At 64.3% G+C, this 25793-nt stretch carries 25 protein-coding genes; 11 read left to right on the top strand and 14 right to left on the bottom strand.

Features of this window, described 5'->3' with window-relative positions; genetic code table 11:
• Positions 1-22: 22 nt before the first annotated feature.
• Both B0G57_RS22185 and polA read right to left on the bottom strand, forming a co-directional pair.
• Entirely contained in the window at positions 23-1381 is a 1359-nt protein-coding gene (locus B0G57_RS22185; RefSeq protein WP_020566085.1) for an NAD(P)/FAD-dependent oxidoreductase, read from the bottom strand.
• Positions 1382-1475: 94 nt separating this feature from the next.
• Positions 1476-4247, bottom strand: a complete 2772-nt coding sequence (gene polA, locus B0G57_RS22180; protein ID WP_026229506.1) for a DNA polymerase I — start codon at positions 4245-4247, stop codon at positions 1476-1478.
• Between the two features lies 1 nt (position 4248).
• On the opposite strand from polA, the gene B0G57_RS22175 reads away from it, so the two are divergent.
• The gene (locus B0G57_RS22175) at positions 4249-4995 is read left to right on the top strand and encodes an LOG family protein (RefSeq protein WP_018439749.1); all 747 of its coding nucleotides are present in this window, start codon (positions 4249-4251) and stop codon (positions 4993-4995) included.
• Between the two features lie 441 nt (positions 4996-5436).
• Here B0G57_RS22175 and B0G57_RS22165 read toward each other — a convergent pair whose 3' ends face one another.
• From B0G57_RS22165 to B0G57_RS22155, 3 genes are all read right to left on the bottom strand, one after another.
• A complete protein-coding gene (locus B0G57_RS22165; RefSeq protein ID WP_018439751.1) occupies positions 5437-5799 on the bottom strand; it encodes a type II toxin-antitoxin system PemK/MazF family toxin in 363 nt (120 codons plus the stop codon).
• Positions 5799-6053: an AbrB/MazE/SpoVT family DNA-binding domain-containing protein gene (locus tag B0G57_RS22160; protein WP_018439752.1), complete on the bottom strand. Its 255-nt coding sequence runs from the start codon at positions 6051-6053 to the stop codon at positions 5799-5801. Before B0G57_RS22160 ends, B0G57_RS22165 begins: the two co-directional genes overlap by 1 nt.
• Before the next feature lie 95 nt (positions 6054-6148).
• A complete protein-coding gene (locus B0G57_RS22155) occupies positions 6149-7675 on the bottom strand; it encodes an AMP nucleosidase (RefSeq protein ID WP_018439753.1) in 1527 nt (508 codons plus the stop codon).
• A gap of 207 nt (positions 7676-7882) precedes the next feature.
• Between B0G57_RS22155 and B0G57_RS22150 the strand changes: the two genes are divergently transcribed.
• From B0G57_RS22150 to B0G57_RS22140, 3 genes are all read left to right on the top strand, one after another.
• Positions 7883-8281 (top strand): hypothetical protein, encoded by a 399-nt coding sequence (locus B0G57_RS22150; protein ID WP_018439754.1) that lies wholly within the window; start codon positions 7883-7885, stop codon positions 8279-8281.
• Positions 8282-8465: 184 nt separating this feature from the next.
• Positions 8466-9452, top strand: coding sequence for a homoserine kinase (locus B0G57_RS22145; RefSeq protein WP_018439755.1), 987 nt, complete (start codon positions 8466-8468; stop codon positions 9450-9452).
• Positions 9443-10237 carry a BPSS1780 family membrane protein gene (locus B0G57_RS22140; protein ID WP_018439756.1) on the top strand — a complete coding sequence of 265 codons (795 nt, stop codon included), beginning with the start codon at positions 9443-9445 and terminating at the stop codon, positions 10235-10237. The genes B0G57_RS22145 and B0G57_RS22140 overlap by 10 nt, the downstream gene beginning before the upstream one ends.
• A 31-nt stretch (positions 10238-10268) precedes the next feature.
• On the opposite strand, the gene B0G57_RS22135 is transcribed toward B0G57_RS22140, so the two are convergent.
• Complete coding sequence (locus tag B0G57_RS22135) at positions 10269-10445, bottom strand: DUF3563 family protein (RefSeq protein ID WP_018439757.1); 177 nt, start codon at positions 10443-10445, stop codon at positions 10269-10271.
• A gap of 143 nt (positions 10446-10588) precedes the next feature.
• Positions 10589-11734, bottom strand: coding sequence for an extracellular catalytic domain type 1 short-chain-length polyhydroxyalkanoate depolymerase (locus B0G57_RS22130; protein ID WP_020566087.1), 1146 nt, complete (start codon positions 11732-11734; stop codon positions 10589-10591).
• 312 nt (positions 11735-12046) lie between these two features.
• Here B0G57_RS22130 and B0G57_RS22125 point away from each other — a divergent pair, with 312 nt between their 5' ends.
• The gene (locus B0G57_RS22125; protein WP_018439759.1) at positions 12047-12742 is read left to right on the top strand and encodes a phosphatase PAP2 family protein; all 696 of its coding nucleotides are present in this window, start codon (positions 12047-12049) and stop codon (positions 12740-12742) included.
• A 14-nt stretch (positions 12743-12756) separates the two neighbouring features.
• Here B0G57_RS22125 and B0G57_RS22120 read toward each other — a convergent pair whose 3' ends face one another.
• The 3 genes from B0G57_RS22120 to B0G57_RS22110 all read right to left on the bottom strand — a co-directional run bounded on the left by B0G57_RS22120 (position 12757) and on the right by B0G57_RS22110 (position 15682).
• The gene (locus tag B0G57_RS22120; protein WP_051089987.1) at positions 12757-13656 is read right to left on the bottom strand and encodes a TOBE domain-containing protein; all 900 of its coding nucleotides are present in this window, start codon (positions 13654-13656) and stop codon (positions 12757-12759) included.
• 39 nt (positions 13657-13695) lie between these two features.
• Positions 13696-15195 (bottom strand): CHAD domain-containing protein, encoded by a 1500-nt coding sequence (locus B0G57_RS22115; RefSeq protein ID WP_018439761.1) that lies wholly within the window; start codon positions 15193-15195, stop codon positions 13696-13698.
• Between the two features lie 100 nt (positions 15196-15295).
• A complete protein-coding gene (locus B0G57_RS22110) occupies positions 15296-15682 on the bottom strand; it encodes a tautomerase family protein (RefSeq protein WP_018439762.1) in 387 nt (128 codons plus the stop codon).
• A 100-nt stretch (positions 15683-15782) separates the two neighbouring features.
• On the opposite strand from B0G57_RS22110, the gene B0G57_RS22105 reads away from it, so the two are divergent.
• The 6 genes from B0G57_RS22105 (at position 15783) to B0G57_RS22080 (ending at position 20584) form a co-directional block, all read left to right on the top strand.
• A complete protein-coding gene (locus tag B0G57_RS22105; protein ID WP_026229507.1) occupies positions 15783-16655 on the top strand; it encodes a LysR family transcriptional regulator in 873 nt (290 codons plus the stop codon).
• 66 nt (positions 16656-16721) lie between these two features.
• Positions 16722-16991 (top strand): MoaD/ThiS family protein, encoded by a 270-nt coding sequence (locus tag B0G57_RS22100; protein ID WP_018439764.1) that lies wholly within the window; start codon positions 16722-16724, stop codon positions 16989-16991.
• Positions 16992-17051: 60 nt separating this feature from the next.
• Positions 17052-18236 carry a WD40/YVTN/BNR-like repeat-containing protein gene (locus B0G57_RS22095; protein WP_018439765.1) on the top strand — a complete coding sequence of 395 codons (1185 nt, stop codon included), beginning with the start codon at positions 17052-17054 and terminating at the stop codon, positions 18234-18236.
• 195 nt (positions 18237-18431) lie between these two features.
• A complete protein-coding gene (locus tag B0G57_RS22090) occupies positions 18432-19424 on the top strand; it encodes a DMT family transporter (protein ID WP_018439766.1) in 993 nt (330 codons plus the stop codon).
• Positions 19425-19538: 114 nt separating this feature from the next.
• Positions 19539-19901: an MbcA/ParS/Xre antitoxin family protein gene (locus tag B0G57_RS22085; protein WP_051089988.1), complete on the top strand. Its 363-nt coding sequence runs from the start codon at positions 19539-19541 to the stop codon at positions 19899-19901.
• Positions 19892-20584, top strand: coding sequence for an RES family NAD+ phosphorylase (locus B0G57_RS22080; protein ID WP_018439768.1), 693 nt, complete (start codon positions 19892-19894; stop codon positions 20582-20584). The genes B0G57_RS22085 and B0G57_RS22080 overlap by 10 nt, the downstream gene beginning before the upstream one ends.
• Before the next feature lie 13 nt (positions 20585-20597).
• On the opposite strand, the gene B0G57_RS22075 is transcribed toward B0G57_RS22080, so the two are convergent.
• The 4 genes from B0G57_RS22075 to B0G57_RS22060 all read right to left on the bottom strand — a co-directional run bounded on the left by B0G57_RS22075 (position 20598) and on the right by B0G57_RS22060 (position 25340).
• On the bottom strand, positions 20598-21341 hold the full coding sequence (locus B0G57_RS22075; RefSeq protein ID WP_018439769.1) for a metallophosphoesterase: 744 nt from the start codon (positions 21339-21341) through the stop codon (positions 20598-20600).
• 63 nt (positions 21342-21404) lie between these two features.
• Positions 21405-22856, bottom strand: a complete 1452-nt coding sequence (locus B0G57_RS22070; protein WP_026229509.1) for a c-type cytochrome — start codon at positions 22854-22856, stop codon at positions 21405-21407.
• Positions 22857-23017: 161 nt separating this feature from the next.
• On the bottom strand, positions 23018-24619 hold the full coding sequence (locus B0G57_RS22065; protein WP_018439771.1) for a GMC family oxidoreductase: 1602 nt from the start codon (positions 24617-24619) through the stop codon (positions 23018-23020).
• 157 nt (positions 24620-24776) lie between these two features.
• A complete protein-coding gene (locus tag B0G57_RS22060) occupies positions 24777-25340 on the bottom strand; it encodes a sugar dehydrogenase complex small subunit (RefSeq protein WP_018439772.1) in 564 nt (187 codons plus the stop codon).
• Between the last annotated feature and the right edge of the window lie 453 nt (positions 25341-25793).

Genomic DNA, 25793 nt, shown 5'->3' with positions numbered 1-25793 from the left:
ACCGGCGTACCGGCGCATCAACTCAATGCAGCTTGACGCGCGGCAACGTCGTGCGCCGCAGCCAGTGCGCGACGGTATCGAGCATCATGCGCGGATAACCGTGCAACGCGGCAATATGCAGCCTGTACAGCGACATGTACATGAAACGCGCAAAAAGACCTTCGACGAGCATGCTGCCGCCGATCACCCCGCCCATCAGATTGCCGACTGCGCTGAAGTGACCGAGCGAGACGAGCGAGCCGAAATCGCGGTAAGTGAACTCGGGCAACGGCCGGCCGTCGAGCCGGTTGGCGAACGCACGCAGCAGAAAGCTCGCCTGCTGGTGCGCGGCCTGCGCGCGCGGCGGCACCTTGCGGTCGTTGCCGTCGTGGCTGGGCCATGGGCACGCGGCACAATCGCCAAGTGCAAAGATATCGTCATCGGCTTCCGTTTGCAGCGTGCGCCGCACGACGAGCTGACCGAGCTTCGTCACGGGCAGCCCGTCGAGCCGCGAAAGCACGGACGGCGCCTTGATGCCGGCCGCCCAGACGGTCAGATCGGCACGCACGGTCTTGCCGCTAGCCGTGCGCACGAAGCCGGGCGCGATCTGAGCGACCCTCTCGCCTGTCATCAGCTTGACGCCTAGATTTCTCAGTAGTTCCGCCGTTGCGCTCGAGACACGCTCCTGCAACGCGGGCAAAATTCGCGGCCCTGCCTCGATGACGACGAGGCCGATATCGTGGCTCGGATCGAGCTTGTGCAGCCCGTACGCGGAAAGCACCTGTGCGGTATTGCGCAACTCCGCCGAAAGCTCGACGCCCGTCGCACCGCCGCCGACGATTGCGATCTGGATGCGCGGCTCGCTTTCAGGCGACGTGTCAGGCCCATCCTGGACGGTCACATGCACCTGATGCTCGGCGCGCATGCAAGCGGCGATGAGCTTCTTGCGAAAGCGCTCCGCCTCTTCGACGGTATCGAGCGCAATCGAATATTCCTCGGCGCCGGGCACGCCGAAGAACGCGGTGGTGCTGCCGATGGCAATGACGAGCGTGTCGTACTCGAGCTCGCGTGCCGGCAAGATTTCGGCGCCGTCGTCGTCGATCACGCGCGCGAGCATGATCCGCTTCGCTGCGCGGTCGATGCCGATGAGCTCGCCCTGCTGAAACTCGAACCCGTGCCAGCGCGCCTGCGCAGGGTATTCGAGCTCCTGCGTGAACGGATCCATGCTGCCGGCCGCGACTTCATGCAGCAACGGTTTCCAGATATGCGTCGGATAGCGATCGACCAGCGTAACGAGCGCGCGCTGAGCGGATTTTCGCTTGCGCCCGCCATACCGATCGCCAAGCCGCGTTGCGAGTTCCAGCCCCCCTGCCCCACCCCCTACCACGATGAAACGATGCATGCCTGATTCTCCGTAGTTGCCGTTGCTGATTCTTGTTGCCGGCATCACGATGTGATGCGCACCGCTGAGCGCGGGGGGCAGCTACCGCCAGTTTTCAGTGCGCCTCTTCCCAATTCGCTCCCACACCGACTTCGGCGACGAGCGGCACCTTGAGCTCCGCGACGCCGCACATGAGCTGAGGCAGCTTCTCGCGAACGGTCGGCAATTCGTCTTCCGGTACTTCCAGCACGAGCTCGTCGTGAACCTGCATGATCATGAGGCTCGCCGCGTTCTCGCGCTCGAGCCAGTCCTGCACGGCAATCATCGACATCTTGATGAGATCGGCGGCCGTGCCCTGCATCGGCGCGTTGATCGCGGCACGCTCGGCCGCCTGCCGGCGCGGACCGCTCCCGCCGTTGATCTCCGGCAGCCAGAGGCGGCGGCCGAACACGGTTTCGACGAAACCCTTCTCCTTCGCGCTCATGCGCGTGTCGTCCATGTACCGCGCAACACCGGGGTAACGGGTGAAATAACGGTCGATATAGAGCTTCGCCGCATCGCGCGTGATGCCGAGGTTCGACGCGAGGCCGAACGAGCTCATCCCGTAGATCAGGCCGAAATTGATGACCTTCGCGATGCGGCGCTGATCGTCCGTCACTTCGAGCGGCGTCACGCCGAACACTTCCGACGCCGTTGCACGATGGATGTCTTCGCCTTTCGCGAACGAGGCCAGCAGCGACTCGTCGCCGGAGATGTGCGCCATGATGCGCAGCTCGATCTGCGAGTAATCGGCCGAGACGATCTTGCGCCCCTCGGGTGCGATGAACGCTTCACGGATGCGGCGACCCTCGGCCGTGCGCACCGGAATGTTCTGCAAATTGGGATCGTTCGAGGCGAGCCGCCCCGTTACCGCGACGGCCTGCGCGTAGTTGGTATGAACGCGCCCCGTGCGCGGATTGACCATGCGCGGAAGCTTGTCCGTATAAGTCGACTTCAGCTTCGACAACCCGCGATGCTCGAGCAGCAGCTTCGGCAGCGGATAGTCTTCGGCAAGCTTTTGCAAAACATCTTCGTCCGTCGACGGCGCGCCGCTCGGCGTCTTCTTGATGACCGGCAGCTGCAGGCGCTCGAAGAATATCTGTCCGATCTGCTTCGGCGAGCCTAGATTGAACTCGCCGCCCGCCAGCTTGTAAGCCTCGGCTTCGAGTTCGATGAGGCGCGTGGCGATTTCGTTGCTTTGCCGGCGCAATCGCTCGCTCTCGATGAGCACGCCGTTGCGCTCCATCTTGCGCAAGACGCGCGACGTCGGAATCTCGATATCGCGATAGACCCGCAAAAGGCCCGGCTCGCACTCGATGCGCGGATAGAGCGCCTCGTGAAGTTGGTACGTGACGTCCGCGTCCTCGGCCGCATACTCGGCCGCGGTCGCGACGGGAACCTCGTCGAAGCACAGTTGGCCCGCGCCCTTGCCGCAGACGTCCTCGTACTTGATGGTCTCGACCCCGAGGTGGCGCATCGCGAGACTGTCCATGTCGTGCGAACGGTGCGATTCGAGCACGTACGATTGGAGCAGCGTATCGTGCTCGACGCCGTTCAATGCGATGCCGTGGTTGAGCAGCACCTGCTCGTCGTATTTGAGGTGCTGGCCAAGCTTCTTTTTCTCGGGGTTCTCGAGCCACGGCTTTAGTCGCGCGAGCACTTCATCGCGCGGCAACTGCTCGGGATGGTCCGGGCCGCGATGCGCCACTGGAATGTACGCGGCGCAGTTGGCCTCGACGGCGAGCGAAAGGCCGACGATCTCGGCGACCATCGGATCGAGGGAAGTCGTCTCGGTATCGAACGACGTGATCGGCGCCGCGTCGATTCTGGCTAGCCAGGCGTCGAATTGCTCCCTCGTCTGCACGGTTTCGTAGTGGCGCGGCGCCTCGATCGTCGGAGCCGGCGCGGCCGCGAGCACGTTGGCCGCTTCGGGCGCGACCTCCTGCGCCGTTTCGACTTGCTCGATCAGCGTTTCCACTTCGCGCAGCCATGTGCGGAAGCCGTAGCGCATGAACAGCTCGCGCAGATCGAGCGGCGATTCCGGGCGCGTCGTCAATGTCTCTTCGATCGACGCGACGTGGTCCTTCAGGTCGCATGCGCGCTCGACCGTGACGAGCTTCTTGCCGAGCGGCAAAAAATCGAGGGCGCGGCGCAGATTCTCGCCGACGGCGCCCTTGATGTCCGCGGCGTTCGCGATGACGCCCTCGAGCGTCTCGTATTGCGAGAGCCACTTGACGGCGGTCTTCGGACCGCACTTGGCGACGCCGGGCACGTTGTCGACCGTATCGCCGATGAGCGAAAGGTAGTCGATGATTCGCTCGGGCGGCACGCCGAACTTTGCGATCACGGCCTCGCGATCGAGCGTTTCGTTCGTCATCGTGTTGACGAGCGTCACGTGCGGGCTCACGAGCTGAGCGAGGTCCTTGTCGCCCGTCGAGATGAGGACGTTCATTCCCTCGCGCTCGGCCTCGGCGGCCAGCGTACCGATGACGTCGTCCGCCTCGACGCCGTCCACCATCAGCAACGGCCAGCCGAGCGCGCGCACCGCGAAATGGATCGGCTCGATCTGTTTCGCCAGGTCGTCGGGCATCGGCGGACGATGCGCCTTGTACTCGGGGTACCACTCGTCGCGAAACGTCTTGCCCTTGGCGTCGAACACGCACGCGCTATACTCTGCCGTGACATCCTTGCGCATGCGCCGCAACATGTTGACGATCCCATAGAGCGCACCCGTCGGTTCGCCGTCAGGACCGCGCAAGTCAGGCATCGCGTGGTAAGCCCGATAGAGATAGCTTGATCCATCGACCAACACCAGGGTCTTACCTTTTAGGTTTCGTTCCAAAAGCATTATGAACAAGACTAGAAAAGTGATTCCGAGTCTGCGATCGCTCGCAGATCAAGAACGCGCAACGGCCAAGAAGGCCCGCGCATCGTGGCAGATGTTCACGATTATGGCAGAGTTCATCGAGGCGACCGAGTACCTCTCGGAGATCCGCCCGGCCGTCAGCATCTACGGCTCGGCGCGCCTGAAGCCGAACTCGCCGTACTACAAGCTGACGATGCAGATCGCGCGCAAGCTGTCCGACGCGGGCTTCGCCGTCATCTCGGGCGGCGGCCCCGGCATCATGGCGGCCGCGAACCGCGGCGCGCATGCGGGCAAGGCCCCATCCGTCGGACTCAACATCGAGTTGCCGCACGAGCAGTCGGGCAATCAGTGGCAGGACATCTCGCTGCGCTTTCGCCACTTCTTCACGCGCAAGGTCACGTTCGTCAAGAACTCGGACGCCGTCATCGTGATGCCGGGCGGCTTCGGCACGCTCGACGAGCTCGCCGAAGTCCTTACGCTGATTCAGACGAAGAAGTCGCGCCACGTGCCGATCATTCTCGTGGGCGGCGAGTTCTGGAAGGGGCTACTCGACTGGTTCCAGAATTCGATGGTGCCGATGGGGCTAATCAGCCCCGGCGACATGAACCTGATGAAGGTCATCGACGATCCGGACCAAGTGCTCGAGGCGGTGCTCTCGTTCTACGAGGATCGTGAGGAGCCGCAGCCGCAGACAGTCAAGGCGGAAGAGGATCGGATGTTCTATCTCTGAGGCGCGAAACGGGGGGTGGACGGCGGTCAGCGCCACTCTCTTCACGCGCCTGCAATTGCTCGCCAAGCGTTTTGGCGGAATCGACCCGCGTCATTTCACGGTGCGCGGACGCCGCAGCGACTTATGGAATTCGGCCTCGGACTGCACGCGTCCTCTCAGCGCGTCCGTCAACCCGCTCTCTGCATCGCCGAGCATGACCAATCGACCATGCTCCGCCTCGAGCGCGTGGTAATAGTCGAGCTGACGGACGTCGACTAGTGCGACGTCGGCTGCGCCGTTTCTCGTCAGAATTTTTTCGGCGCCCGCAACTACGTCCGCGGCCAGTTCTGTCAGTCGTGAACGGGCATCGCTAATTGGAACACATCCTGAGCACGGATCATATAAATGGATCCTTTAAGGGATAAGACACCGACAACTGCCTCAAGCATTGAGGAGGTCGGCCTACTCACTAATCGCGATGATCTGATTCAGCTGCTCGCATGCCGCTGTGAAGACTTCATCGGGCGCACGCTTCCACGGATGCGCCTTGGCACCGCGCGCGCGCCAGTCGAACGACTTCGGCTGGTGTCCAAGCACGTAACTGGTAACGTTCTTCGGCCCGCGAAACTTGATTGCAAACGGGTTCGTATCGTTGAACGCCGCTGTAGTCATCGGGAGACCGATCACGATTCCGGTTTTTTCGTTGAACGGTTTCGGCGAGAGGACCAGCATCGGGTGGAAATCTCGCATCTCGCGGCCAATCTGAGGATTGCAATCGATCCAAATAATGTCGCGTCGGTCCGGCACCCATGCACCGCCCGTCATCAGACCACCTCCGCGCCGACTGCGCCAGTCGCCATTGCTTCGCCCCCGTGTTTCGCGGGGTCGAACTGTGCCAGCTTCTCCGCGAGTGTGAGTTTGCGAGGGCCCACCGGCTTCACCGTCACGCCCACCTCGTCGGTCGTCACTTCGACCTCCTGCCCCACCTCGAAGTGAGCAGACCGTGCAACGGCCGCGGGGATGCGAACAGCCAAGCTGTTCCCCCACTGCTGAATCCTGAGCGTGGCCGATTTTGCCATGGCGCAATCCCCTTTCGTATAAACGAGTATATACGGTCGAGCACGACGTTTCAACACGTAGATACGCCGCGAGCGCGACCGCCAGCAACGTCTCCCTACTGGAACGCCACCTCGGCAAAACTGCGCAACTTGCGACTGTGTAGACGGTCGAGCCCGTTCATCCGCAAGAGCTCCATGGCCTTCACCCCGATCTGCAGGTGCTGGTCGACCTGCGCGCGATAGAACTGGTCCGCCATGCCGGGCAGCTTCACCTCTCCGTGCAACGGCTTATCCGATACGCAAAGCAGCGTACCGTACGGCACACGGAACCTGAAGCCGTTCGCGGCAATCGTCGCGCTTTCCATATCGAGCGCGATCGCGCGGCTTTGCGAAAGCCGCCGCACCGGCTCTCGATAGTCGCGCAGCTCCCAGTTCCGATCGTCGACGCTCGCGACCGTCCCCGTGCGCATCACGCGCTTCAGCTCGGCACCCTCGAGCTGTGTCACCTGCGCGACGGCCCGCTCGAGCGCGACCTGCACCTCCGCAAGCGCCGGAATCGGCACCCAGAGCGGAAGGTCGGCATCGAGCACGTGATCCTCGCGCACGTAGCCGTGTGCCAGCACGTAATCGCCGAGCCGCTGCGTGTTTCTGAGGCCGGCGCAATGCCCGAGCATGATCCACGCGTGCGGACGCAATACGGCGATGTGATCGGTAATCGTCTTCGCGTTCGAGGGACCGACGCCGATGTTGATCATCGTGATGCCGCTGCCGTCGGCCCGCTTCAGGTGATAGGCGGGCATTTGCGGCAGCCGCGCCGGCGCCGTGCCTTCGTCCGGCTGCTCGCCGAGGTTCGCGTTGTAGGTGACGACGTCGCCAGGCTCGACGAACGACGTGTACTGGCATCGGTAGGCACGCAGCTCCTCGTCGTCGGTAGGCGACATCAGCGCGTGCCCGAGTTTCGTAAATTCGTCGATGTAGAACTGATAGTTCGTGTAAAGCACGTAATTCTGAAAATGCGTGGGCGACGTCGCCGTGTAGTGCTTGAGCCGATGCAGCGAAAAGTCGACGCGCGGCGCCGTAAAGAGCGCGAGCGGATGCGGCTCGCCGGGAGCCGGCTCGTACGTGCCGTTGACGATGCGATCGTCGAGCTGCGCGAGATCGGGCGTATCGAAAACGTCGCGCATCGCCATCAGCCGATCGCGCCCGAGGTCGCCTTCGAGATGGATACCTTCGGCAAACGCGAAGTGAATGGGGATCGGCTGCTGAGATACGCCGACTTCGATCGAGACGCTGTGATTCTTCGCAAGAAGCCGCAACTGCTCGCGGTAGTAGTTGCCAAAGAGATCGGGGCGCGTCACCGTCGTTTCATAAACGCCAGGACCTGCAACGAAGCCGTAGGAGCGGCGCGAATCGACGCGTGTATTGACTTCAGTCTGAACCCGCACGAATGGGTAGCAGGCGCGTATATGCTCGGCGAAGGCTTCGTTGCGGCGGTAGCGCGCGAACGCGTCGCGCAGGAACGCGGTGTTGGCCTCATAGATCGCGGAGAGCCGCGCGACGGCATCGGCCGCGTCGGTGAAGGCTTCGGTCGGAAAGTCGCTCGGGTGCACTGCCCGCGCATGGTGAGTCAGATCGTTTTTCATGTTTGGATTTCGCCTCGTCGAATGCAACGACATTACCACGAAGTATGTGGCTAAACGGTGCGCGGCCCGTCACCCTGGCCGTTCGGCCATCGAGGCGTGGGGACGTGCGCCACGGCGCTCAAAAAAATGTGTCCCGGTGCGTGTGCAAGCGAAGCCGTTTTGGGGGACGCATTTGCTAGAATCTAAGGGTTCCCTTGGAGAACCACTATGAAGCCGTATCTCCCCGCCGCCGTTGCCGTTTCGGCGATGCTTGCCGTGTGCAGTGTGTCCGCCGCCCAACCGGCCGACAACGCCCAGGCGCACGCGGCATCGCGCGCCGCCAACGAAGCCGCGGGTCTGCCCGATCTCGACGCCATCAATCGCCCGGCGGCGGAAGTCTCGTCGAAAGTCGATATCAACGTGCCGCGCACGCCGAGCTTCTACGAGAGGAGCGGCAACGGCACCGAGATCACCGAGTACCGCGACAAAGGCAAGCCCGTCGAGATCGACGTTCGCTCGAACTTCGGGACGCGCTATCAGATGAGCGCGTCGCCCGATACTTCCCCGAAACCTCACGACAGCGGTCAGCCAATTACGCGCCTGCCGTCGATCAACTTGCATTACTGATTTTAGGAAGGGACCCGTCACCCGGGCCGTCACGCATGAGCGGCCGGCCCGCCGTGGCGCTGTGTCAGCCTCACCAACGTTCATCGTCGCGCCGCCGAACGCCGGCTTTTGCCGGCGGGTGCGTTGCAAGGCGCGCCAAGCGCACTCCCTTGCCGTTCGTCAATCCGATTTCGAAGCTCTCCGCATGGCCGTATTCACTGTCGTCAATGAAACCGACCTCGCGCAATGGATGCGCCACTACGACCTCGGCGAGGTCGTCGATTTTCGCGGCATCAGCTCGGGCATCGAAAACAGCAACTACTTCCTCACGACGACGCGTGGCGCCTTCGTCCTCACGATCTTCGAAAAGCTGACGGCCGAGCAGCTGCCGTTCTACCTCGATCTGATGCGCCATCTCGCGTCGCACAGCGTGCCGGTTCCGGATCCTGTGCCGCGCGACGACGGCGCCCTCTTCGGCATCCTGCACGGCAAGCCCGCCACCATCGTGACGAAGCTCGATGGCAAGGCCGAACTCGCGCCCGGCCCCGAGCATTGCGGGGAAGTGGGTCAGATGCTCGCGCGCCTGCATCTGGCGGGGCGCGATTTCAAGTCGCATCAGCCGAATCTGCGCAGCCTCGCCTGGTGGAAAGAAACGGTGCCGCGGATCGTGCCGTTCGTCGACGGAGCGCAGCGCGAGCTTATTGTCGGCGAGCTCGCTCATCAGGAGGCATTCTTCGAATCGGCCGATTACGCAGCGCTTCCGGGCGGCCCCTGCCATTGCGATCTTTTCCGCGACAACGTCCTTTTCGCTCCGGCGGCGCCGGGAACGAATCACCAGGTGCGGCTCGGCGGATTCTTCGACTTCTATTTCGCGGGCTGCGACAAGTGGCTCTTCGACGTGGCGGTGACGGCCAACGACTGGTGCGTCGATCTTGCGACGGGACGTTTCGATGGCGCCAGGCTCACGGCGCTGCTGCGCGCGTATCAGACTGTGCGGCCCTTCACGCCGGAAGAGAACCGGCATTGGCGCGACATGCTGCGTGCGGGCGCGTACCGTTTCTGGGTCTCCCGCCTTTACGATTACTACCTGCCGCGCGCGGCCGCAATGTTGCAGCCGCACGACCCCACTCATTTCGAGCGCATTCTGCGCGAACGCGTGATGCACGCCGACGCTTCCCCGCTATGCAACTGATCGAAGTTCCCGCAAAGACCGGCTACGTCTGGTATCGGCAGGGCATATGGCTCTTTCGCCGCAACCCGCTGGCCTTCCTGACGATTTTCTTCACCTACCTGTTCGCGATGTGGATCGTCTCGCTCGTGCCGATGGTAGGCGGCGTCCTGCCGCTCGCGTTCATTCCGGGTGTGGCGGTCGGGTTCATGGCGGCCTGTCGCGACACTGTGGCCGGCAAGCCGGTCTTCCCGACCATACTGGTGGACGGATTCCGTTCGTATGGAGGGCTCGCCGCGCGGCGGCTGGTCGAGCTCGGCGGCCTCTATGTCGCGGCGATCGCGCTCGTGTTCGCGGGCTCGGCGCTCGCCGATGGGGGGATCTTGTTCAAATTGATGCTCGGCGTCTCGGGCGTGTCACCGGAAACGCTGGCAAAGACGAAATCCGTGCCGCTCGCCGGGCTCGTGGCCCTGGCCTGCTATGTGCCGGTGGCGATGCTTTTCTGGTTCGCGCCCATTCTCGCCGCGTGGCACGGTGTGCCGCCCGCCAAGGCAATGTTCTTCAGCCTCGTCAGCTGCTGGCGCAACCGCGGTGCGTTCATCGTGTACGCCGCGCTATGGTTCGCGACGGCAATCGTCGTATCGATCGGGCTTTCTTTCCTTATGGACGCGCTCGACGCGCACGACTATGCATTCGCCGTGCTTTTTCCGGCGACGATCACGCTGACGACGATGCTCTACTGCTCGTTCTACGCGACCTACCGCGGTTGCTTCGGCACGCAGGACGCTGAAAAGCCGGCCAGGCAATAAGGCCGGGCCGGCTGGTCAGCGCTGGCTTTGCTCAGTACTGGCCGAGCCACGCCGCGGAAGGCGTCGCCGCGTCGCGGTCGAGCTTGCGCATGCGGTACTCGAGATCGTAAAGATCGGTGGCTTCCGCCAGATAGGCATCGTCGCGCTCTTTCTTGCGCTCGTCGGCGGATTTCGTCAGGAACAGAAACAGGCGGCTAAGCAGGAACATGGTGGACCTCTCGACAGGGTTGACCCCTAGGTATTTACCCGTATTATAGGGAAAACCCTGATCGCCTGCCAGTCCTTTGTCGCAATGCGTCAAAACTGTCGCGTTAACGCATCACTCGTACACCTTGGCCGCCGACCCGGGGCTCAGCGGCCGGACGCCGCGGCTCGCCTGACCGCGGCGCTGACGACACGGCTACGTCTGCGCTGATAGCGGAAAAACTCCCACATCAGCGCGCTCGCATCGGGGCCTTTGCGCGAGTGGAACGGAATCGCGTCATCGCCGCCGGCCCAAGCATGGCCGAGGTCGGCAACGCGCACGAGCCGCACGACGCGGCGTCCGCCCGCCGAATAGTCGCGGATCATCGTCCCCGCCTCCCGCGTTTCACGAACGGTGCCCGAGACCGGCGCACCGCTCGCGTCAACGAGCCCGTTCGCGCGCAGAAACTCGATCGCAAGCTGTTCGGCGTTTTGCGGCGCGACCACCGCATCCTGGTCACCTTGCACGATGACCGCCGGCATGCCCGGGTACGATGCGGCGTCGATGGCCGCATCGACGAGCGCAACCGGGTCGTGTCGCGCGCCGCGCCGCATGACGTCCATTGCCGTCATGCCGGAATGGGCCTCGCCGAAGGCCGGTGCCGAGTGAAGCCCAACTGCCGCGAAGCGCTCCGGGTAGTGGATCGCCAGCAGTGAAGCGAGTCCCGCGCCGGCCGAAAGACCCGCGACGCAGACGCGCTCCGGGTCGAATCCATACACCTCGACGAGTTCGTCGATGAGCGAGACGATAGCGCGCGCTTCCCCGCGTCCCGCGGAATCCCGGTCGTCATACCAATGCCAGCATCGGTGCGCATGCGCGTGCTTCGACTGCTCCGGATAGACGACGGCGAATCCTTGCGCATCGGCCACGAGGTTCATCCGCGTGCCCGCCGCGAATTCGTCGATGGTCTGCTTGCATCCGTGCAGCATCACCACGAGCGGCATCTGCAACGTCGAGCGCGTGGGCGGCACATAGAGGCCATACGACAGATGATTGACGAGGCGGCCCGGCATCGGTGGCGCCGAGTGATACGACCGCGTCCATGTTCCCTTTGCCCATGCCGCCGCGCGCGGACGAACGCGAGACTCCGGCGCTTCGCGCGCCTGCCGTCGCTTCGCCGAGCGTACGCTATCGGCGCGCGCCTTCCGCTGCTTTTTCGTGACATCCCGCAGGTAGTCCGCCTGCACCTTGGGCAGGCCCGTCATTAACCGCTTGAAGCCGTGTAGCCAGATTTTCGTCAGACTTTTTGTCATTGAGCGAACTTCCTTTCATGACGCACTGCACAATACTACCCCTTCGTCGATGTTCGAGGCATGTCAATCCGTTGCGCACCCGTTTAATCCGTAAATTCTCGTTTCCCCGATTTCTTATCCACAGCCCCGATCGCAGTGCAGTCGCTATACTGTGCGTTCGCGCACGTTTTTCCTGTCGTCCGGTCCGGGGGCTTGCGCGTTCTTACGTATCATCAAGCCGAGCGCCCTCGCGCACGGCCCGCCCCGAACGGCGCCCCTGAGGGGATCCCGTTGGGGAGTCCCTCTCGGGAAGTCCCCCTCGCGCGTACTGACATGCACGACCTTCCGCTTCACCTCTGGTATACGATCACGCGCCTCGGCGGCCCGGGTCTCACGCTGCCTCTTGCACTGACCATTGCACTGTGGCTCGCGCTCGGCTACACGTGGCGCCTCGCGGCGGGATGGCTCGCCATCGTTGCCGGGGCATCCTGCATCGTCGCGCTGACGAAGATTGCCTTTCTCGGCTGGGGGGTCGGCGTCCGCGAATGGGACTTCACGGGAGTGAGCGGCCACGCCATGCTCTCGACCGCTGTTTACCCCGTCGGATTTTTCCTGACGCTGCTGCCGGCGCGGACACGGATCCGCGTGCTCGGCGTCGCGCTTGGCATGGCCGCCGGCGTCGCGGTCGGGCTCTCCCGCGTGGTGCTCGAGGCGCATTCGCCGTCGGAAGCCATCGCCGGCTGCATCATCGGCGCGCTCGCCGCCGTGCTCTTCGTCTGGTGGGCATGGGACGCTCACCCGGGCAAGCTCTCGGCCGTGCCCGTGGCGGTGAGCCTGCTGATGCTGGCGGTGGCGTTGCACGACGTCCGGGTGCCGACGCAACGTTGGATCACGCACGTCGCACTCCATCTCTCCGGCCACGAGCGCCCCTACATTCGCGCCCGCTGGAAAGCCGGAGTCGAACCGTCGCACCGTGCGCCCGTCAGCTCAGCCCCGCATAGCGCCGCGCTCGGGATCGACCTGGCCTGAAAAACGATGCGCTGCTAGTCCGTGGTACCGAGGATCACGCTCGACGCTTTGAAAACCGCGATAGCCGGCGTACCTTCGCTCAGGCGTAATGCCGAGACGCTCTCATTCGTGATGATGGCAGTCATTACGGCGGGCGACGCCGTGCCGGCCGTGGTAGCGCTATCGAGTTCCAGCGAGACTTCGGAGTTGACCGCCCCCTGAGTCACGTGCTTGACCGACCCGGGTAGCCGATTGCGCGCGGAAATGCGCAACGGCGTTGCGCCCTTCGAATCATCGACGGCCAGCATGATCCAAGAAGCCTTCACGAGCGCAAACGCCGGCTTGCCAACGGCGAGCCCGAGCCCTTCGACGCTCTCGTGCGTCACGACCGCGACGATCTGCTGCCCGCCCGGCAACTTCAGCACGACTTCGTCGTTGACCGCTCCGCGCGTGATCGATTCGACCGTCCCATAAAGCTGATTGCGTGCACTCGTCTTCATGCCGATTCTCCCGATCATTGCCCAGTCGCCCGCGAAATCGTCGATCGCCGCACTTGCCCGCTCGATGAACTTGCGATGCTCGTGCTCGAGCCCGCGATAGGTTTCGATGAGGCGCTCGGCGCGCGGCGTGAGCGTCGTGCCGCCGCCGCCCTTGCCGCCGGTCGAGCGGACGACGAGCGCGACGCCGGCAAGGTTGTTCATCGCGTCGACGGCTTCCCACGCCGCCTTGTAGCTGAGGCCGACGGCCTTTGCCGCGGCGGTGATGGACCCCGTCTCGCCGATCGCCGCGAGCAGCGCGATTCGCGCGGCGCCGGCCAACGTTTCGCCGTCCGCGCGTAACCAGAGCGACCCGGCGAGGCCGAGCGGCTTCTCGTCCGAGGCGTGATCGGGGTCAGTCGAAGCGGCTGGAGTCGACGATAGTGGAGGGACGCTCATGTGCAATGCGAAACGTGGCGCAAGTCGCGCCATTATCCTTCACGCTGCCACTTCACGCGCGATCTTCGGCTTCGGAAGCTTAGCTAGCAGACCGTCGGCCTCGTGCGCCGCCGCACGCGTGGCAGCCTCGCACCAGCCGCGCGCAAAGCCACGCTGGTATTCGGTTACATCGAGACGTTCTTCCTCGAGAAACCGAAGCGCGGCAGCAGCGTCGTTCGCGTCGCCGAGCACGGATTGGATCCGGCTCACCTGCTTCGCTATTTTGCGGCGCCTGCGAGGCGCGACGAGCGGCTCGAAGAACTCGAGCGTATAGCGCAAGCGCTTCGCCTCGATGCGCCGGCGGTGCCGTCCCGCGGCATCGAGCGAGGTCAGCGGCGGCTCCGCCGTCAATCGCTTGTAATGGCGGCGCGCGCGTTTCGCGGCATATTCGCGCAGCGCGCGCCCGGCATGTTTCGGCGGGCCTGACGAAAAATGCTGATTGGCCAGCCACTCGAGCCATGCGAGCGAAAGTTGCGCATACCGGCGCGAGCGCATCGCCTGCTGCAGACGGGCTCGCGCTTCGAGGCGGCGCGCATCGGCCGCGGCAATGACGCCCGACCATGCCGACGGATCGGCATCGGCGGCGGCGAGCGCCGGCAGTGTCGAATCGACGAGCACATCGAGGTCGCGAGCTTCGCCGAGCATCGCGCCGACCCACTGCAAGCCTGGTTCGACGTTCGTTCGCCATGCATCGTCGACCCAACTCGGAAACGTCTTGATGAGCGTCTTTGCGCGCCGCAACGAAACGCGCATTTGATGCACGAACTCGATCTCACTGCTCTCGCGGACGCCGCGTTCGTTGCCGAACCATTGATGGGCGATATTCGTGGCTATCGCGATCAAAGCTTCATGCGGCGTGCGGGCACCGGCAAGATCGATGCGCGAGGCGCGCACGGGTTCGCGGGTCTTTGTTTTGCAGGCGCTGGCGGCTGCCGCCTCCGTCGATTCGGGGAACGCGGGGAGATGGTCGAGCAGCATTCGGGCAGCCGCGAAGACCGCTCGCGTTGCGGACAGTCGAGCCGCATCGCTGCGCTCATCGGAGACGGAATCGGCTCCGGCATCGATAGCGGATGCATCGTCGTCGTCAACATCGCAAGACAGGCGCAGTTCGCAGAACATCGATGCGTCTGGCGGTTGGCCGGCGTCGGAGCGTGCAGCCGCCGGCTCTTCCGCGGACTCGATCGAAAGCGCATTGACGAATTGGATTGCGACCGGCCTGCTGTCGGATGTCTGCCAGCGAAAAGCCATGGGATGCGACGGCAACGACTCGCACTGCGCGCGCGCTTTGCGCTCGTCGGCCGCCGCCGTCTCGATGCCGGGCAAATGCTCCAGCACATCGACGATGGCGCGGCTGATCGACCGCGCTGCGTCCTCGCCTTCGGCGTCGCGAATGTTCTCGGCCCGTTCGCGAAACCATTGTCCAGCAGCCTTTGGCTCGACTGCGAGCACAATCTCCACGGCGTGCCGTGGCGGTCCGCTGGTGTTCGTGGGCTTGGGCATGCCGTCAATATTACACACTCATCGCGATCTCGCGCACGGTGCGGCCCGGCGCGGGGTTCAGGCAATCATCGCGCCGCCCACGAAACCTCAGGCGTTTCGCTTACTTTTTTACGTACTGCGCGTCGCCAAGACCGAACGACCAATTTTCCGGCAGGACTTCGACGAGATTGACGAAAACATCCTCCTTGCGCAGGCCGGGACGCTCGGCGAGCCGTTCGACGATGCCCTTATATAGCGCCCGCTTTTGGCTGAGCGAGCGCGTATTGCTCACCGTCAGCTGGATGACGACAAAGTCGTCGCTGCGTTCAATGCCGAAGTAGCTGCGGTTATAGACGAGCGTTCCCGGTTGGTGCTCCGTCAGCAGCATGAACTGGTCGTCGGGTGGAACGTTGAATGTCTCCACGAGCGCATGCTGGATGCCTTCGGTCAATGCTTGGCGGTATTCGGCGGACTTTCCCGCGGCGAGGGAGATACGAGCGAGCGGCATGTCAGCCTCCTTTTGAACGATTCTGGAGCTCGCAGATTACCCTTCGCATGCCATAATGAAAACTCATCGTCGGATATTTCATTAATTCACATCGCAAATGATTGAGGTCCTCGATCTCGACGCGGTGCGCGCGTTCATCCACGTTGCCGATTTGTGCAGCTTCACGCGGGCCGCCGACGCGCTCGGCACGACTCAATCGGCCGTCAGCCTGAAGGTAAAGCGCCTCGAGGCGCATATCGGGAAACGGCTCTTCGAGCGCACGCCGCGCTCGGTGCGGCTCTCGGCGGCCGGGCACGCATTCCTCGCTTCGGCGCGCGACCTGCTCGACGCGCATCAGCGCGCCCTCGCGTCGCTGACGGCCGAGCGGCGCACGCTGAAGATCGGGATCAGTGAGCACGTCGTCGGCTCGCAGCTCGTACGGATCGTCGAGAACCTGCACCGGCACGATTCGCGGTTGATCCTCGAGGTGCATCTCGGCTCGTCGTTTCCGCTCCTCGCGCAATACGACGAGCGGCGGCTCGATGCGGTCATCGTCCGCTACGAAGCCGACGAAGCGCCTGCCTGGACGGCACGAACGGATGCCGAGCCGCTTTTCGCAGAGCCGCTCATCTGGCTCGCGGCCGGGGGCTGGCGTCCCGAACCCGGCGAACCGCTCCCGCTTGCCATGATCGCCCCGCCGTGCGGCGTGCGCGGCGTGGCGATTCGCGCGCTCGAACGCGCCAACATCGCTTGGCAGGAGACGTTCGTGGGTGGCGGGATCGCGGCTGTCGGCGCGGCGCTTGCGGCCGGCCTCGCCGTCTCCGCATTGGCGAAGCGCGTGGCGCCGCCAGGCCTCGTGGAAGTGAACGGCAAAAATGGCCTGCCCGCGCTGCCGACGCTTCCGAAATCGCAGATCGTCATGCATTCGCGCATGCGCGACCCGCGCGCCGCCGCCGCGCTGCGCATTCTCGCGGCATCGATCGAGCGCGGGTAAGGGCGTTTCGGCGCGCACGTGCACAGGCTACACTGAAGCCTCGTCCCGACCATCGCATCGTCAGTCATGGCGCACCTCTTTTTCGCCCCGTCGATTCAACGGCACATCGTCGTTCCCGAATGCGAGATTGCCGCTAAATCCGTCGATGAAGCGCTCGCGGCCGCGTTCGCCGGCGAGCCGCGACTGCGCGGCTACATTCTCGACGATCAAGGCGCGCTACGCCGCCACCTCGCTGTCTTCGTCGACGGCCGGCCGGTGCGCGACAGACGGCGTCTTTCCGATGAAGTCGGCGAAACGAGCCGGATTTATGTCGTGCAGGCGCTGTCCGGCGGGTAGCGGCCGCACGAACACCGCTGGCCAGATGGCAGATAGCAGCTACCAGAGGAGACATCGAAAATGAGCGATCGGCTGATCGTCGGTACCCGCAAGGGCTTGTTCGAATTCGCATGGAACGACGGGGCGTTCGGTATCGGCCCGGGTACGCCGCATTTCCTCGGCGAGCCCGTCACGATGGCGCTGCTGGACCCGCGCGACGGTACGCTCTACGCCGCGCTGAACCTCGGGCACTTCGGCGTGAAGTTGCATCGTCGGCGCGCCGGGGCGAGCGAATGGGAAGAATGCGCGGTGCCCGTCTATCCGCCCCAGCCGGAACGCGAGGCGGTTGCGCTCGTGGAAGAGCAATCCGCCGACGCCCGAGGCGACGCTCTGTCACAGTCTCAATCCCAGTCGTCCGCGGACAACCGAGGCGCCGCGGACGGGCCGTCCTGGACGCTCGAGCAAATCTGGACGCTCGAGCCCGGCGGCCCCGAAGAGCCCGGTGTGCTCTGGGCCGGCACGATCCCCGGTGGCCTGTTCCGATCGGACGACGGCGGCGATAGTTGGACGCTGAACCGCCCGTTGTGGGACCGTCCTGAGCGCAGCGAATGGATGGGCGGCGGCTACGATCATCCGGGCATTCATTCGATCCTCGTCGATCCGCGCGACAGCCGGCATGTGACGATCGGCATTTCGTCCGGCGGCATCTGGCAGACGAACGACGGCGGCGCAAGCTGGCGGCCGACCGCGGAGGGGATGGAGGCCGACTATATGCCGCCCGAGCGGCGACACGATCCGAACATTCAGGACCCCCATCGCGTCGTGCAGTGTCCGGCCAAGCCGGACGTGCTGTGGGTGCAACACCATTGCGCGATTTTTCGATCGATCGACGGCGGCGCGCAATGGACGCGCGTCGAAGCGAAGCCGTCGAGCTTCGGCTTTGCCGTCGCCGCCCACCCGCGTGATTCCGATACGGCCTGGTTCGTCCCGGCCATCAAGGACGCGTGTCGCGTGCCCGTCGATGCGCGCTTCGTCGTGACGCGCACATGCGACGGCGGGCGCACCTTCGAGTCGTTTTCGGCGGGACTGCCGGACATGCCCGCCTACGATCTCGTCTATCGGCACGGGCTCGCCATCGATTCGACGGGCAAGCGGCTCGCCATGGGCTCGACAACCGGCGGCCTCTGGACCTCCGAGGACGGAGGCGAAAGCTGGCGTCAGGCCTCGGCGCATTTGCCGCCGATTTACTGCGTGCGGTTCGCGTAGAGAGATGAACGGTCGCCGCGGACGAGCGGTCATGTCGCCGGCGGACAACATTACGGCCGGACAACTACGACATGGCCGCTCAAGATGCGGCATTCTCGGCTGTGAGGGCCCGTTCGCGCCGATCACGGGCCCCCACAGTTCAGAGCCTCATGGCAATCGGAAACTCGATCTGGTGCCGGTGCGGATCGATTCTCAATGCACATCACTGTGTCCAAGCACGAAAGGAACAAGCAAAACAACCCTGCACGCGCGAATCTGCTGATGCTGTTTGCCGCCATGATCTGGGGCTCGGCGTTCGTCGCCCAGCGGCTGAGCCTCGACGTGATCGGTCCGTTTCTGTTTACAGGCCTGCGCTTCCTGCTCGGCTCGGCGGTCGTCCTCGCGTTGTGTCTGCGGCCCTCGGCGCGTGCCTCGCGCGGCGAGCTTGCCGCGCTCGTCCACGCCCCTGCGCGCGCATGGCCCGGCGCGCTGATCGGCGTCGTGCTGTCCATCGCTATCGGGCTGCAACAGGTCGGCCTGCAATACACCAAAGTTGCGAACGCCGGATTCATCAGCTCGCTCTATGTCATCGTCGTCCCGATTCTCGGCGTCGCCCTCGGACACCGGACCCGGGCGGCCACATGGCTCGGTGCGCTGCTCGCCGTCGTCGGCATGTATCTGCTAAGCGTCAACGAATCGTTCGTCGTCCAAAGCGGCGACTTCTATCAGCTCGGATGCGCCGTCATCGTTTCGCTGCAGGTTTTGCTCGTCGGCCGCTACGCGCGCTCGATCGATGTACTCGCCCTCTCCTTCGTCCAGTTCGCGACGTGCGGTTTCATTTGCGTCTTCGTCGCGCTGCTGATCGAGCCGATTCGCGGATCCGCGATCGTCGACGCGCTGCCGACGATCCTCTATAGCGGCGCGTTCTCGGTCGGCATCGGCTACACGATCCAGGTCGTCACGCAACGTGACGCCGCGCCGGCTCATGCGGCCGTTATTTTCAGCATGGAAGGCGTGTTCGCGGCACTGGCAGGGTGGCTCGTACTCGACGAAACGCTGTCGTTGCGTGCCATCTACGGGTGCGCGCTGATGGTCGCCGGCTTAATCGTCTGCCAGTGCCTGCCGGACCGGGGGCAGCGCCGCGCCGCAGGCTCATCAGTCGTCGCCGGCCCGCCACAGCTCGGTTGTAAAAATCCAGAAATGGACTAATATCGGCGTAGAGACCGTTTCTGGATGAACCAGATGCCTGCCGCCGCCGCCCATCGCTTTCCGTCCACCGCGCGCGCCGTCAAGCCTTCGGGCGCGACGGCTTCGGTCGCCGAAATGTCGGCGGCCGGGTTGCGTGCGTTCTTCAATATCGCCCGCGATTGGGATCTTTCCATCGACGAGCAGCTCGTCCTGCTCGGCTCGCCCGGCCGTTCGACGTTCTTCAAGTGGAAGGCCGCCCCTGAATCGGCGCGCCTCACGCGCGATACGCTCGAGCGCCTGTCGCTGCTGCTCGGCATTTACAAGGCGCTGCAGATACTGCTGCCGGAACATGCCGCGGCCGATGCCTGGGTCAAGCGCCCGAACAGCGCTCCGCCGTTCGGCGGCGCCCGCGCACTCGATCGGATGCTCGCCGGCAATGTCAGCGATCTCGTCGCCGTGCGGCAATATCTCGACGCGATGCGGGGCGGGTGGGCGTGACGGCTCCCTGGCGTCTCACGTTCATCGACTGGTCACCCGCGTATCGCGTCATTCCCACGCGCTTTCCCGCGGTGAACCTCTTCGATCGCGTAGCCTCGCCCGAGGATTTTGACGCGCTCTATGCGCTTGAATCGTTGACGAACGATCGACTCCGCACGGAGATCGGCGATCTCGATCTCGTGCCGCGCGAGGAACGCCGCTTCGGTCCCGGCACCGGGCCGATCATGGCCGCCTTTACGCATCTGAACCCGCTCGGCAGCCGATTCTCGGACGGCAGCTACGGCGTGTTCTACTGCGCACGCGAGGCGCGCACGGCCATCGCCGAAACGCGCTTTCACTCGGCGAAGTTCCTGGCGGCCACGAACGAGCCGCCGATACGCCAGCAGATGCGGCTCTATACGGTGACGGCGCAAGGCGAGGTCGCCGATTTGCGCGGCGACGAGACGATCGATTCGGCCATTCTGTCTCCCACCGACTACAGCGCGGGCCAGACGCTCGGGCGCGCCGTGCGTGCGGCGGCTGTGGCGGGCATCGTCTATCCATCCGTGCGCGATACGCGTGGCGAATGCCTCGCAGCGTTGAAAACGACTATCCTGCGCGACTGCCGCCATGCGGCGTACCTCGAATACAACTGGAACGGCAGCGCGATCGACAGCGTCTTCGAACTGAAGCAGGTCGGTTAGCGCTGCGCGGCCATCAGGGCAGCGCCATTTGCGCCGCGCCTTCGGAAAGGGCGGTTTCGAGCGAGACGGACCATGCGCGTGGCGTCAGCGCCTCGGTGATCGTCAGCTTGCCCGTCAGCGCGAACGCACCCGTATCGACGAATATCTGCGAGCCGATGCGCCCCATCTCGCGCATCGGCGTATGGCCGCAGTACGTCACCGAGAGCCCCTCCTGCCGAGCCGGGTCGCCATTGCCGAACGCGAGCTCGCGCCCCCATAGCATTTGCTGCCGCACGCGTTCCGTGAAAACGCCGGCGTCGAGATCCGCGTCGCTGCCGAAGAATTCGGCGTGCACGATGTTGAAACGATCGGCACCGCTGCCCACGACGCGCGCGAGCGGCAACGTCCGCAAGCGCTGCGCGTAGTGCAGCAACGCTTCGTCCGAGAGTGAATCGGCCCACTCTCCGCCAATGCTGTACCACCAGTTGCGGCGCATGCTGCCCTCGGCCACTAGGCAAAGCGCTTCTTCATGGTTGCCGAGCACGGCATGGAACCACGGCTTGTCGAGCAGCGTCAGCGCCTCCTCCGATTGGCTGCCGCGATCGATGAGGTCGCCTACGGAAAAGAGCCGGTCACGCGTGCCTTCGAACTCGATTTCGCGCAGCAGGTAGCGCAGGGCGTCGACGCAGCCGTGCAGATCGCCAACGATGAAATCGCGGCCAACGGTGTTGGCAGCGTGCCGGCAAACGATGGGGAAGTGTTCGGGGCTCGTTTCCATATCGCGATCATAGCCCTGTGCCCGCAGGCGGTCCTGGCTTTTCCCCCTCGCGCTGATTTCGCATCACTGCTGCCTCGCGCGCAGCTTGGCAACGTCTGCGGCCGTCATGGCCGCCCGCGGGTTGCCGAAGTGCTGCGTCACGTAGTTCGCGATGGCGGCGACCTGCTCGTCGTTCAGCTCGTCGCCAAACCCCGGCATCATCACATCGGCGTCCTTAGTGCGCCGCGCGACGCCGTGCAGAATGACCATCGTCAAATTGTCGGCGTTGCCGGCGCCGGTCGCGCTGTTATGAATCAGCGACGGATAGGCGAGCGGCGCGTTGCCGCCAACGCCCTGCCCCGACCAGTCGTGACAGGACGCGCAGTTGGCGACGAAAAGCTGCGCACCGCTGACGCCCTTGACGGCCGTGCCGCGCAGCGCGGTCACGTCGTCGGCCGGCTTGCCCCATTGATCGCGCGAGCGCGTCGCCCCGCCCGAAACCGGCGGCACCGAGCGTAGGTAGACACCGATGGCGCGCAAATCGTCGCTCGTCAGATATTGCGTGCTGTTGGCCACGACGTCGGCCATCGGTCCCGCCGCATTGGCGCGGCCGGGCGCGACTCCCGTCGACAGGTAGCGGACGAGATCGTCGTCGCTCCAGTTGCCGATGCCGCCGGCCTTGTCGGGCGTGATGTTGAAGGCGCTCCATCCGGCCTGCTGCGCGCCGGAAAAGCGATCGCTCGTCTTCAGTCCCTGCATGAAGTTGCGTGGCGTATGGCATTCCTCGCAGTGCGCGAGCCCTTCGACCAGGTAAGCACCGCGATTCCATTGAGGGCTTTGCTTCGGATCGGGCACGAAGCGACCGTCGTGGAAATTGAACAGGTTCCAGAAAAACATCAGCCAACGTTGATTGAAAGGGAAATTCAGATCGTTGCGCGGCGGCGTGTAGTGGATGGGCACGAGCGTGTTCAGATAGGCGCGGATCGCGAGCACGTCGCGTTCGGTGATGCGCGTGTATTCGGTGTAAGGAAATGCCGGATAGAGCCGCTCGCCGCTCTTGCCGATTCCTTCGTGCATCGCACGGACGAAGTCCGCATCGGTCCAGCGGCCGATGCCCGTGTCGGGGTCAGGCGTAATGTTCGGCGTGTAGAGGGTGCCGAACGGCGTCGCGATCGGCAGGCCGCCCGCGAACGGACGGCTCTTGTCGGCCGTGTGACATGCGATGCAATCGCCGGCACGCGCGAGGTAAGCGCCGCGCTTGACGAGGTCCGGATTGTCGACGTCGCTCGCCTGGCTCTCTTGCGCCAGGCCAGCCGTCGGGCCCGGCGTGGGCGACGCATCAGGGCTCGTCGCGGAGTTCGATCCGCCTTGCGCGAGCGCGGCGGAGAGCGGTATTTCGTCGGCCGGCGCGCCATCGGCATCGCTCGCCGCGTGCCACGCCAGATAGAGCGCAAACAGCGCGAACGCGGCGGCGACGCTCGCCATGCGGACGGGACGAGGCAGAGAACGATGCGAGGGTGAGGATTGTCTCGTCATCTCAGCCTCCCGTCCCCCAAGGGGACTTCCTTCGGGCGCCGGTTCCGCCCCAAGGGAGGCTGAGACCCCCTCGCGACCTGCAGGTGCGCCGCAGGCGCGCCAAGGAAGTCCCCTTGTGGGAGGGGGCAGCGAACGATAGTGAGCGTGGGGGCCGTTTCATCTCAGAGTTCATGCTTGAGCTTGTCGGCCAATCGTAAAGCGAGTGCGGCAAGGGTCAGCGTGCAATTGACCGAAGCCGCCGAGGGCATGACACCGCTCGTCGCGAGAAACAAATTTCGATGATCGTGCGTGCGGCAATCCGCATCGACGACCGAATCGGCCGGATCGCTTCCCATGATCGTCGTGCCCATGATGTGATTGTTCGGGGCGAAGTGATCGTCGAACGTCACTTCCATGCCGCCAAAAAGCCCGGCGATCTGCGCATAGAGCTCGTGAGTGTGGGCCGCGCTCTTCTTCACGTAGTCGCCGATCGAGTAGTAAATCTCCGGTTGCGGAATACCGAGCGCGTCTTTGTGATCGGCCGACGGCACGATTCTGTTGCGCGGCTCGGGCAGGATCTCGTGAAAGCTGTTGATCGTCAGCGTGCGCGAAGCCCGATCGCGGATCTCGCGATCGAGTTCGCCGCCGGTCACACCTCTTTTGAGCAGCGCCGCCGTGATCGCCATCGTCGGCACGCCGTTCGACAGGTGCAGTTTCTTCGCGGCGTAGTCGGAGCGGAATTTGCCGTCGCGGAAATTCACGACTGAGGTCATCTCCATCGGCCCGCGGCCAGGCCAGAGCGCTTCGTTCGCCAGGAAGCTGACGCCGGTGCCGGGATGGTCCATCAGATTACGGCCCACCTGATCGGAGCTGTTGCCGACTCCGCGCCGAAACTTGTCGGACGTCGACATCAGCATCAGCTTCGGCGTCTCGATGCCGTTTGCCGCGAGAACGAATAGCTTGCCCGTCACGCGCGTGCTGCCACCCGACGGATCCTTGTAGTGGACGGCCGCGACGAGCCCTTTGTCGTCGACTTCGATGCGATAGACGATAGCCTGCGGCACGAGCTGGGCGCCGGCCTGCTCCGCCTTCTCGACATGGACGATCCCGTTGTACATTGCCGCGATCGGGCAGATCGGCATGCAATTGTTGTTGCCGCAGCACGTGGGGCGTTCATCGTATGGAAGGCTGTTGCGCGCGACAGGCTCGGGCACGACCTTGAAGCCGTTTGCATTCAGTGTTTCGGTGAAGCGCGCGTCGAGATACGAGAGCGGCAGCTGCGGCATCGGATAGGGCTTGGCGCGCGGCGAACCGAGATCGATCGATAGATCCGGGCCGGAAACGCCGAGTTGCACTTCGGCCGCGTAGTACCAGGGCTCGAGCGTGTCGTAGGGATAAGGCCAGTCGCTTCCCACACCGTAAAGGCTCTTCAGCTTGAAGTCGGACGGTACCAGCCGCCACGTCGCGGCGGCCCAGTGCCAGGTGGTGCCGCCTACCACGCGCAGATATTGCGAGTCATACGGATAGTCGCCCTTTTGAACCAAATAGCCGTTCGGCGGCGCGTACTCGGGGTGCGGTGCATACCGCATGGACGGATATGGCGTCGCGAAGTCGGCCTTCGCGGGCGAATTGCGAAAGTTCTCGACGATTTGCCAGCGCGGAATGCGCGGGCCCGCTTCGAGCACGATCACGGACGCGCCGGCGAGTGCGAGCTGATGAGCGACGAGGCCGCCCGCCACGCCGGAGCCGACTACGACGACGTCGGCGGAAGTGTTGTTAGCCATGTGCGCAATGCCAAGCCAAATCGATCGACCGTGACGTTGTTTTGAAGGCCGCGTCCGCAAGGCATATGCCATGCGCAAACACGGTGCATTGCCGGGCCTTCGACCGCCGAGTCGGTGTCGGCGGCGAGCATTGCCCCAGTTCATCTCCTGCGGGAGACTATCCGCCTCCGGGCTTCTTGCTCCAGTAGAACGGCACGTCGCGGCAATACGACGGAATCGTCAGCACATCTTTGACGGGATCGAACATGAGGGCGCTTTCATAAGCGACGACCTTCGTCATCGGCGTCTCGCCGATGAGCCCGAGATACCAGGCGCGCATGACGTCGCCGACGGTCTTGGCAAGGCGTGGATTCTCGACGGCGAGGGCGGCCGTGACCGTATCGCTCGGCACACCGCCGTGAGACTTGAGCCACGTGTTGAGCGCGGCGACGCTTTGCGGGAAGCCGCTGTCCGATTGCGCGAATGCCTCGTAGATTCGCTTGCCGAGCGTCGCATTGAGGCTCGCGCGTCCTGTCAACTGCTGAGATAGCGCGACGAACGCGTTCAGCCCGCCGCCCGCGGGCGGCTCGAACGCAAAGGCGGAAGCAGTGCCGATGGGAAGGCCGAGCGTCGCGGCGAAGGAGAGCGCCGCCGCCGACGCGCACGCGCCCAGGACGAACTCTCGGCGGGCGAAAGCCGCCGGTACCTCGCTCGGCCGATTCTCTCTGGCATCTGCTGTCATGTGGGCTCCAAGGTCGTATCGTTGACCCTGCCGGCACGTGCCGGCGGCGAGTCGCCCCGAATCCGGTCTTGAACGCCGCCCTTCCGACCGGCGGTCTTTCACTTTCATTATGCGAGAGGCGCGGGCGGGGCCCACTGCGACGAAATATAGCTGCGTCCGCGCCGTTAGACAATCGTTGGCACGACGATTGTCGGCAGATTGGGCACATACGATGTAAAAATCGACCGCGGCACGGTGTCAGATTTACACCATTCAGTTCGACGCGATGCGCCGCCACCCTGTCCGTGTCGGAAACCGCTCACGGTCCGCCGCCGATACGCGCATACTTGTTTTTGTCCGATGGGCGTCAGCCGACGGGACCTCAGCGGCCGGCGCGGCATGCAACCTGCTTAGCAGATTCGCGCGCTGAAGGTCGCCGCCAACGTGGACCGACGCCGAAGGAACGTCACCGCA

The organism is Trinickia symbiotica (assembly GCF_002934455.1).
In the GTDB taxonomy this organism is placed as follows: domain Bacteria; phylum Pseudomonadota; class Gammaproteobacteria; order Burkholderiales; family Burkholderiaceae; genus Trinickia; species Trinickia symbiotica.
This window is presented reverse-complemented; position numbering and strand designations above follow the sequence as displayed.

Bases quoted from the DNA above. Each gene is read 5' to 3' on its own strand.
- B0G57_RS22185 (WP_020566085.1), bottom strand. From the start codon at position 1,381: ATGCATCGTTTCATCGTGGTAGGGGGTGGGGCAGGGGGGCTGGAACTC.
- polA (WP_026229506.1), bottom strand. From the start codon at position 4,247: ATGCTTTTGGAACGAAACCTAAAAGGTAAGACCCTGGTGTTGGTCGAT.
- B0G57_RS22175 (WP_018439749.1), top strand. From the start codon at position 4,249: ATGAACAAGACTAGAAAAGTGATTCCGAGTCTGCGATCGCTCGCAGAT.
- B0G57_RS22165 (WP_018439751.1), bottom strand. From the start codon at position 5,799: ATGACGGGCGGTGCATGGGTGCCGGACCGACGCGACATTATTTGGATC.
- B0G57_RS22160 (WP_018439752.1), bottom strand. From the start codon at position 6,053: ATGGCAAAATCGGCCACGCTCAGGATTCAGCAGTGGGGGAACAGCTTG.
- B0G57_RS22155 (WP_018439753.1), bottom strand. From the start codon at position 7,675: ATGAAAAACGATCTGACTCACCATGCGCGGGCAGTGCACCCGAGCGAC.
- B0G57_RS22150 (WP_018439754.1), top strand. From the start codon at position 7,883: ATGAAGCCGTATCTCCCCGCCGCCGTTGCCGTTTCGGCGATGCTTGCC.
- B0G57_RS22145 (WP_018439755.1), top strand. From the start codon at position 8,466: ATGGCCGTATTCACTGTCGTCAATGAAACCGACCTCGCGCAATGGATG.
- B0G57_RS22140 (WP_018439756.1), top strand. From the start codon at position 9,443: ATGCAACTGATCGAAGTTCCCGCAAAGACCGGCTACGTCTGGTATCGG.
- B0G57_RS22135 (WP_018439757.1), bottom strand. From the start codon at position 10,445: ATGTTCCTGCTTAGCCGCCTGTTTCTGTTCCTGACGAAATCCGCCGAC.
- B0G57_RS22130 (WP_020566087.1), bottom strand. From the start codon at position 11,734: ATGACAAAAAGTCTGACGAAAATCTGGCTACACGGCTTCAAGCGGTTA.
- B0G57_RS22125 (WP_018439759.1), top strand. From the start codon at position 12,047: ATGCACGACCTTCCGCTTCACCTCTGGTATACGATCACGCGCCTCGGC.
- B0G57_RS22120 (WP_051089987.1), bottom strand. From the start codon at position 13,656: ATGAGCGTCCCTCCACTATCGTCGACTCCAGCCGCTTCGACTGACCCC.
- B0G57_RS22115 (WP_018439761.1), bottom strand. From the start codon at position 15,195: ATGCCCAAGCCCACGAACACCAGCGGACCGCCACGGCACGCCGTGGAG.
- B0G57_RS22110 (WP_018439762.1), bottom strand. From the start codon at position 15,682: ATGCCGCTCGCTCGTATCTCCCTCGCCGCGGGAAAGTCCGCCGAATAC.
- B0G57_RS22100 (WP_018439764.1), top strand. From the start codon at position 16,722: ATGGCGCACCTCTTTTTCGCCCCGTCGATTCAACGGCACATCGTCGTT.
- B0G57_RS22095 (WP_018439765.1), top strand. From the start codon at position 17,052: ATGAGCGATCGGCTGATCGTCGGTACCCGCAAGGGCTTGTTCGAATTC.
- B0G57_RS22090 (WP_018439766.1), top strand. From the start codon at position 18,432: ATGCACATCACTGTGTCCAAGCACGAAAGGAACAAGCAAAACAACCCT.
- B0G57_RS22085 (WP_051089988.1), top strand. From the start codon at position 19,539: ATGTCGGCGGCCGGGTTGCGTGCGTTCTTCAATATCGCCCGCGATTGG.
- B0G57_RS22075 (WP_018439769.1), bottom strand. From the start codon at position 21,341: ATGGAAACGAGCCCCGAACACTTCCCCATCGTTTGCCGGCACGCTGCC.
- B0G57_RS22070 (WP_026229509.1), bottom strand. From the start codon at position 22,856: ATGACGAGACAATCCTCACCCTCGCATCGTTCTCTGCCTCGTCCCGTC.
- B0G57_RS22065 (WP_018439771.1), bottom strand. From the start codon at position 24,619: ATGGCTAACAACACTTCCGCCGACGTCGTCGTAGTCGGCTCCGGCGTG.
- B0G57_RS22060 (WP_018439772.1), bottom strand. From the start codon at position 25,340: ATGACAGCAGATGCCAGAGAGAATCGGCCGAGCGAGGTACCGGCGGCT.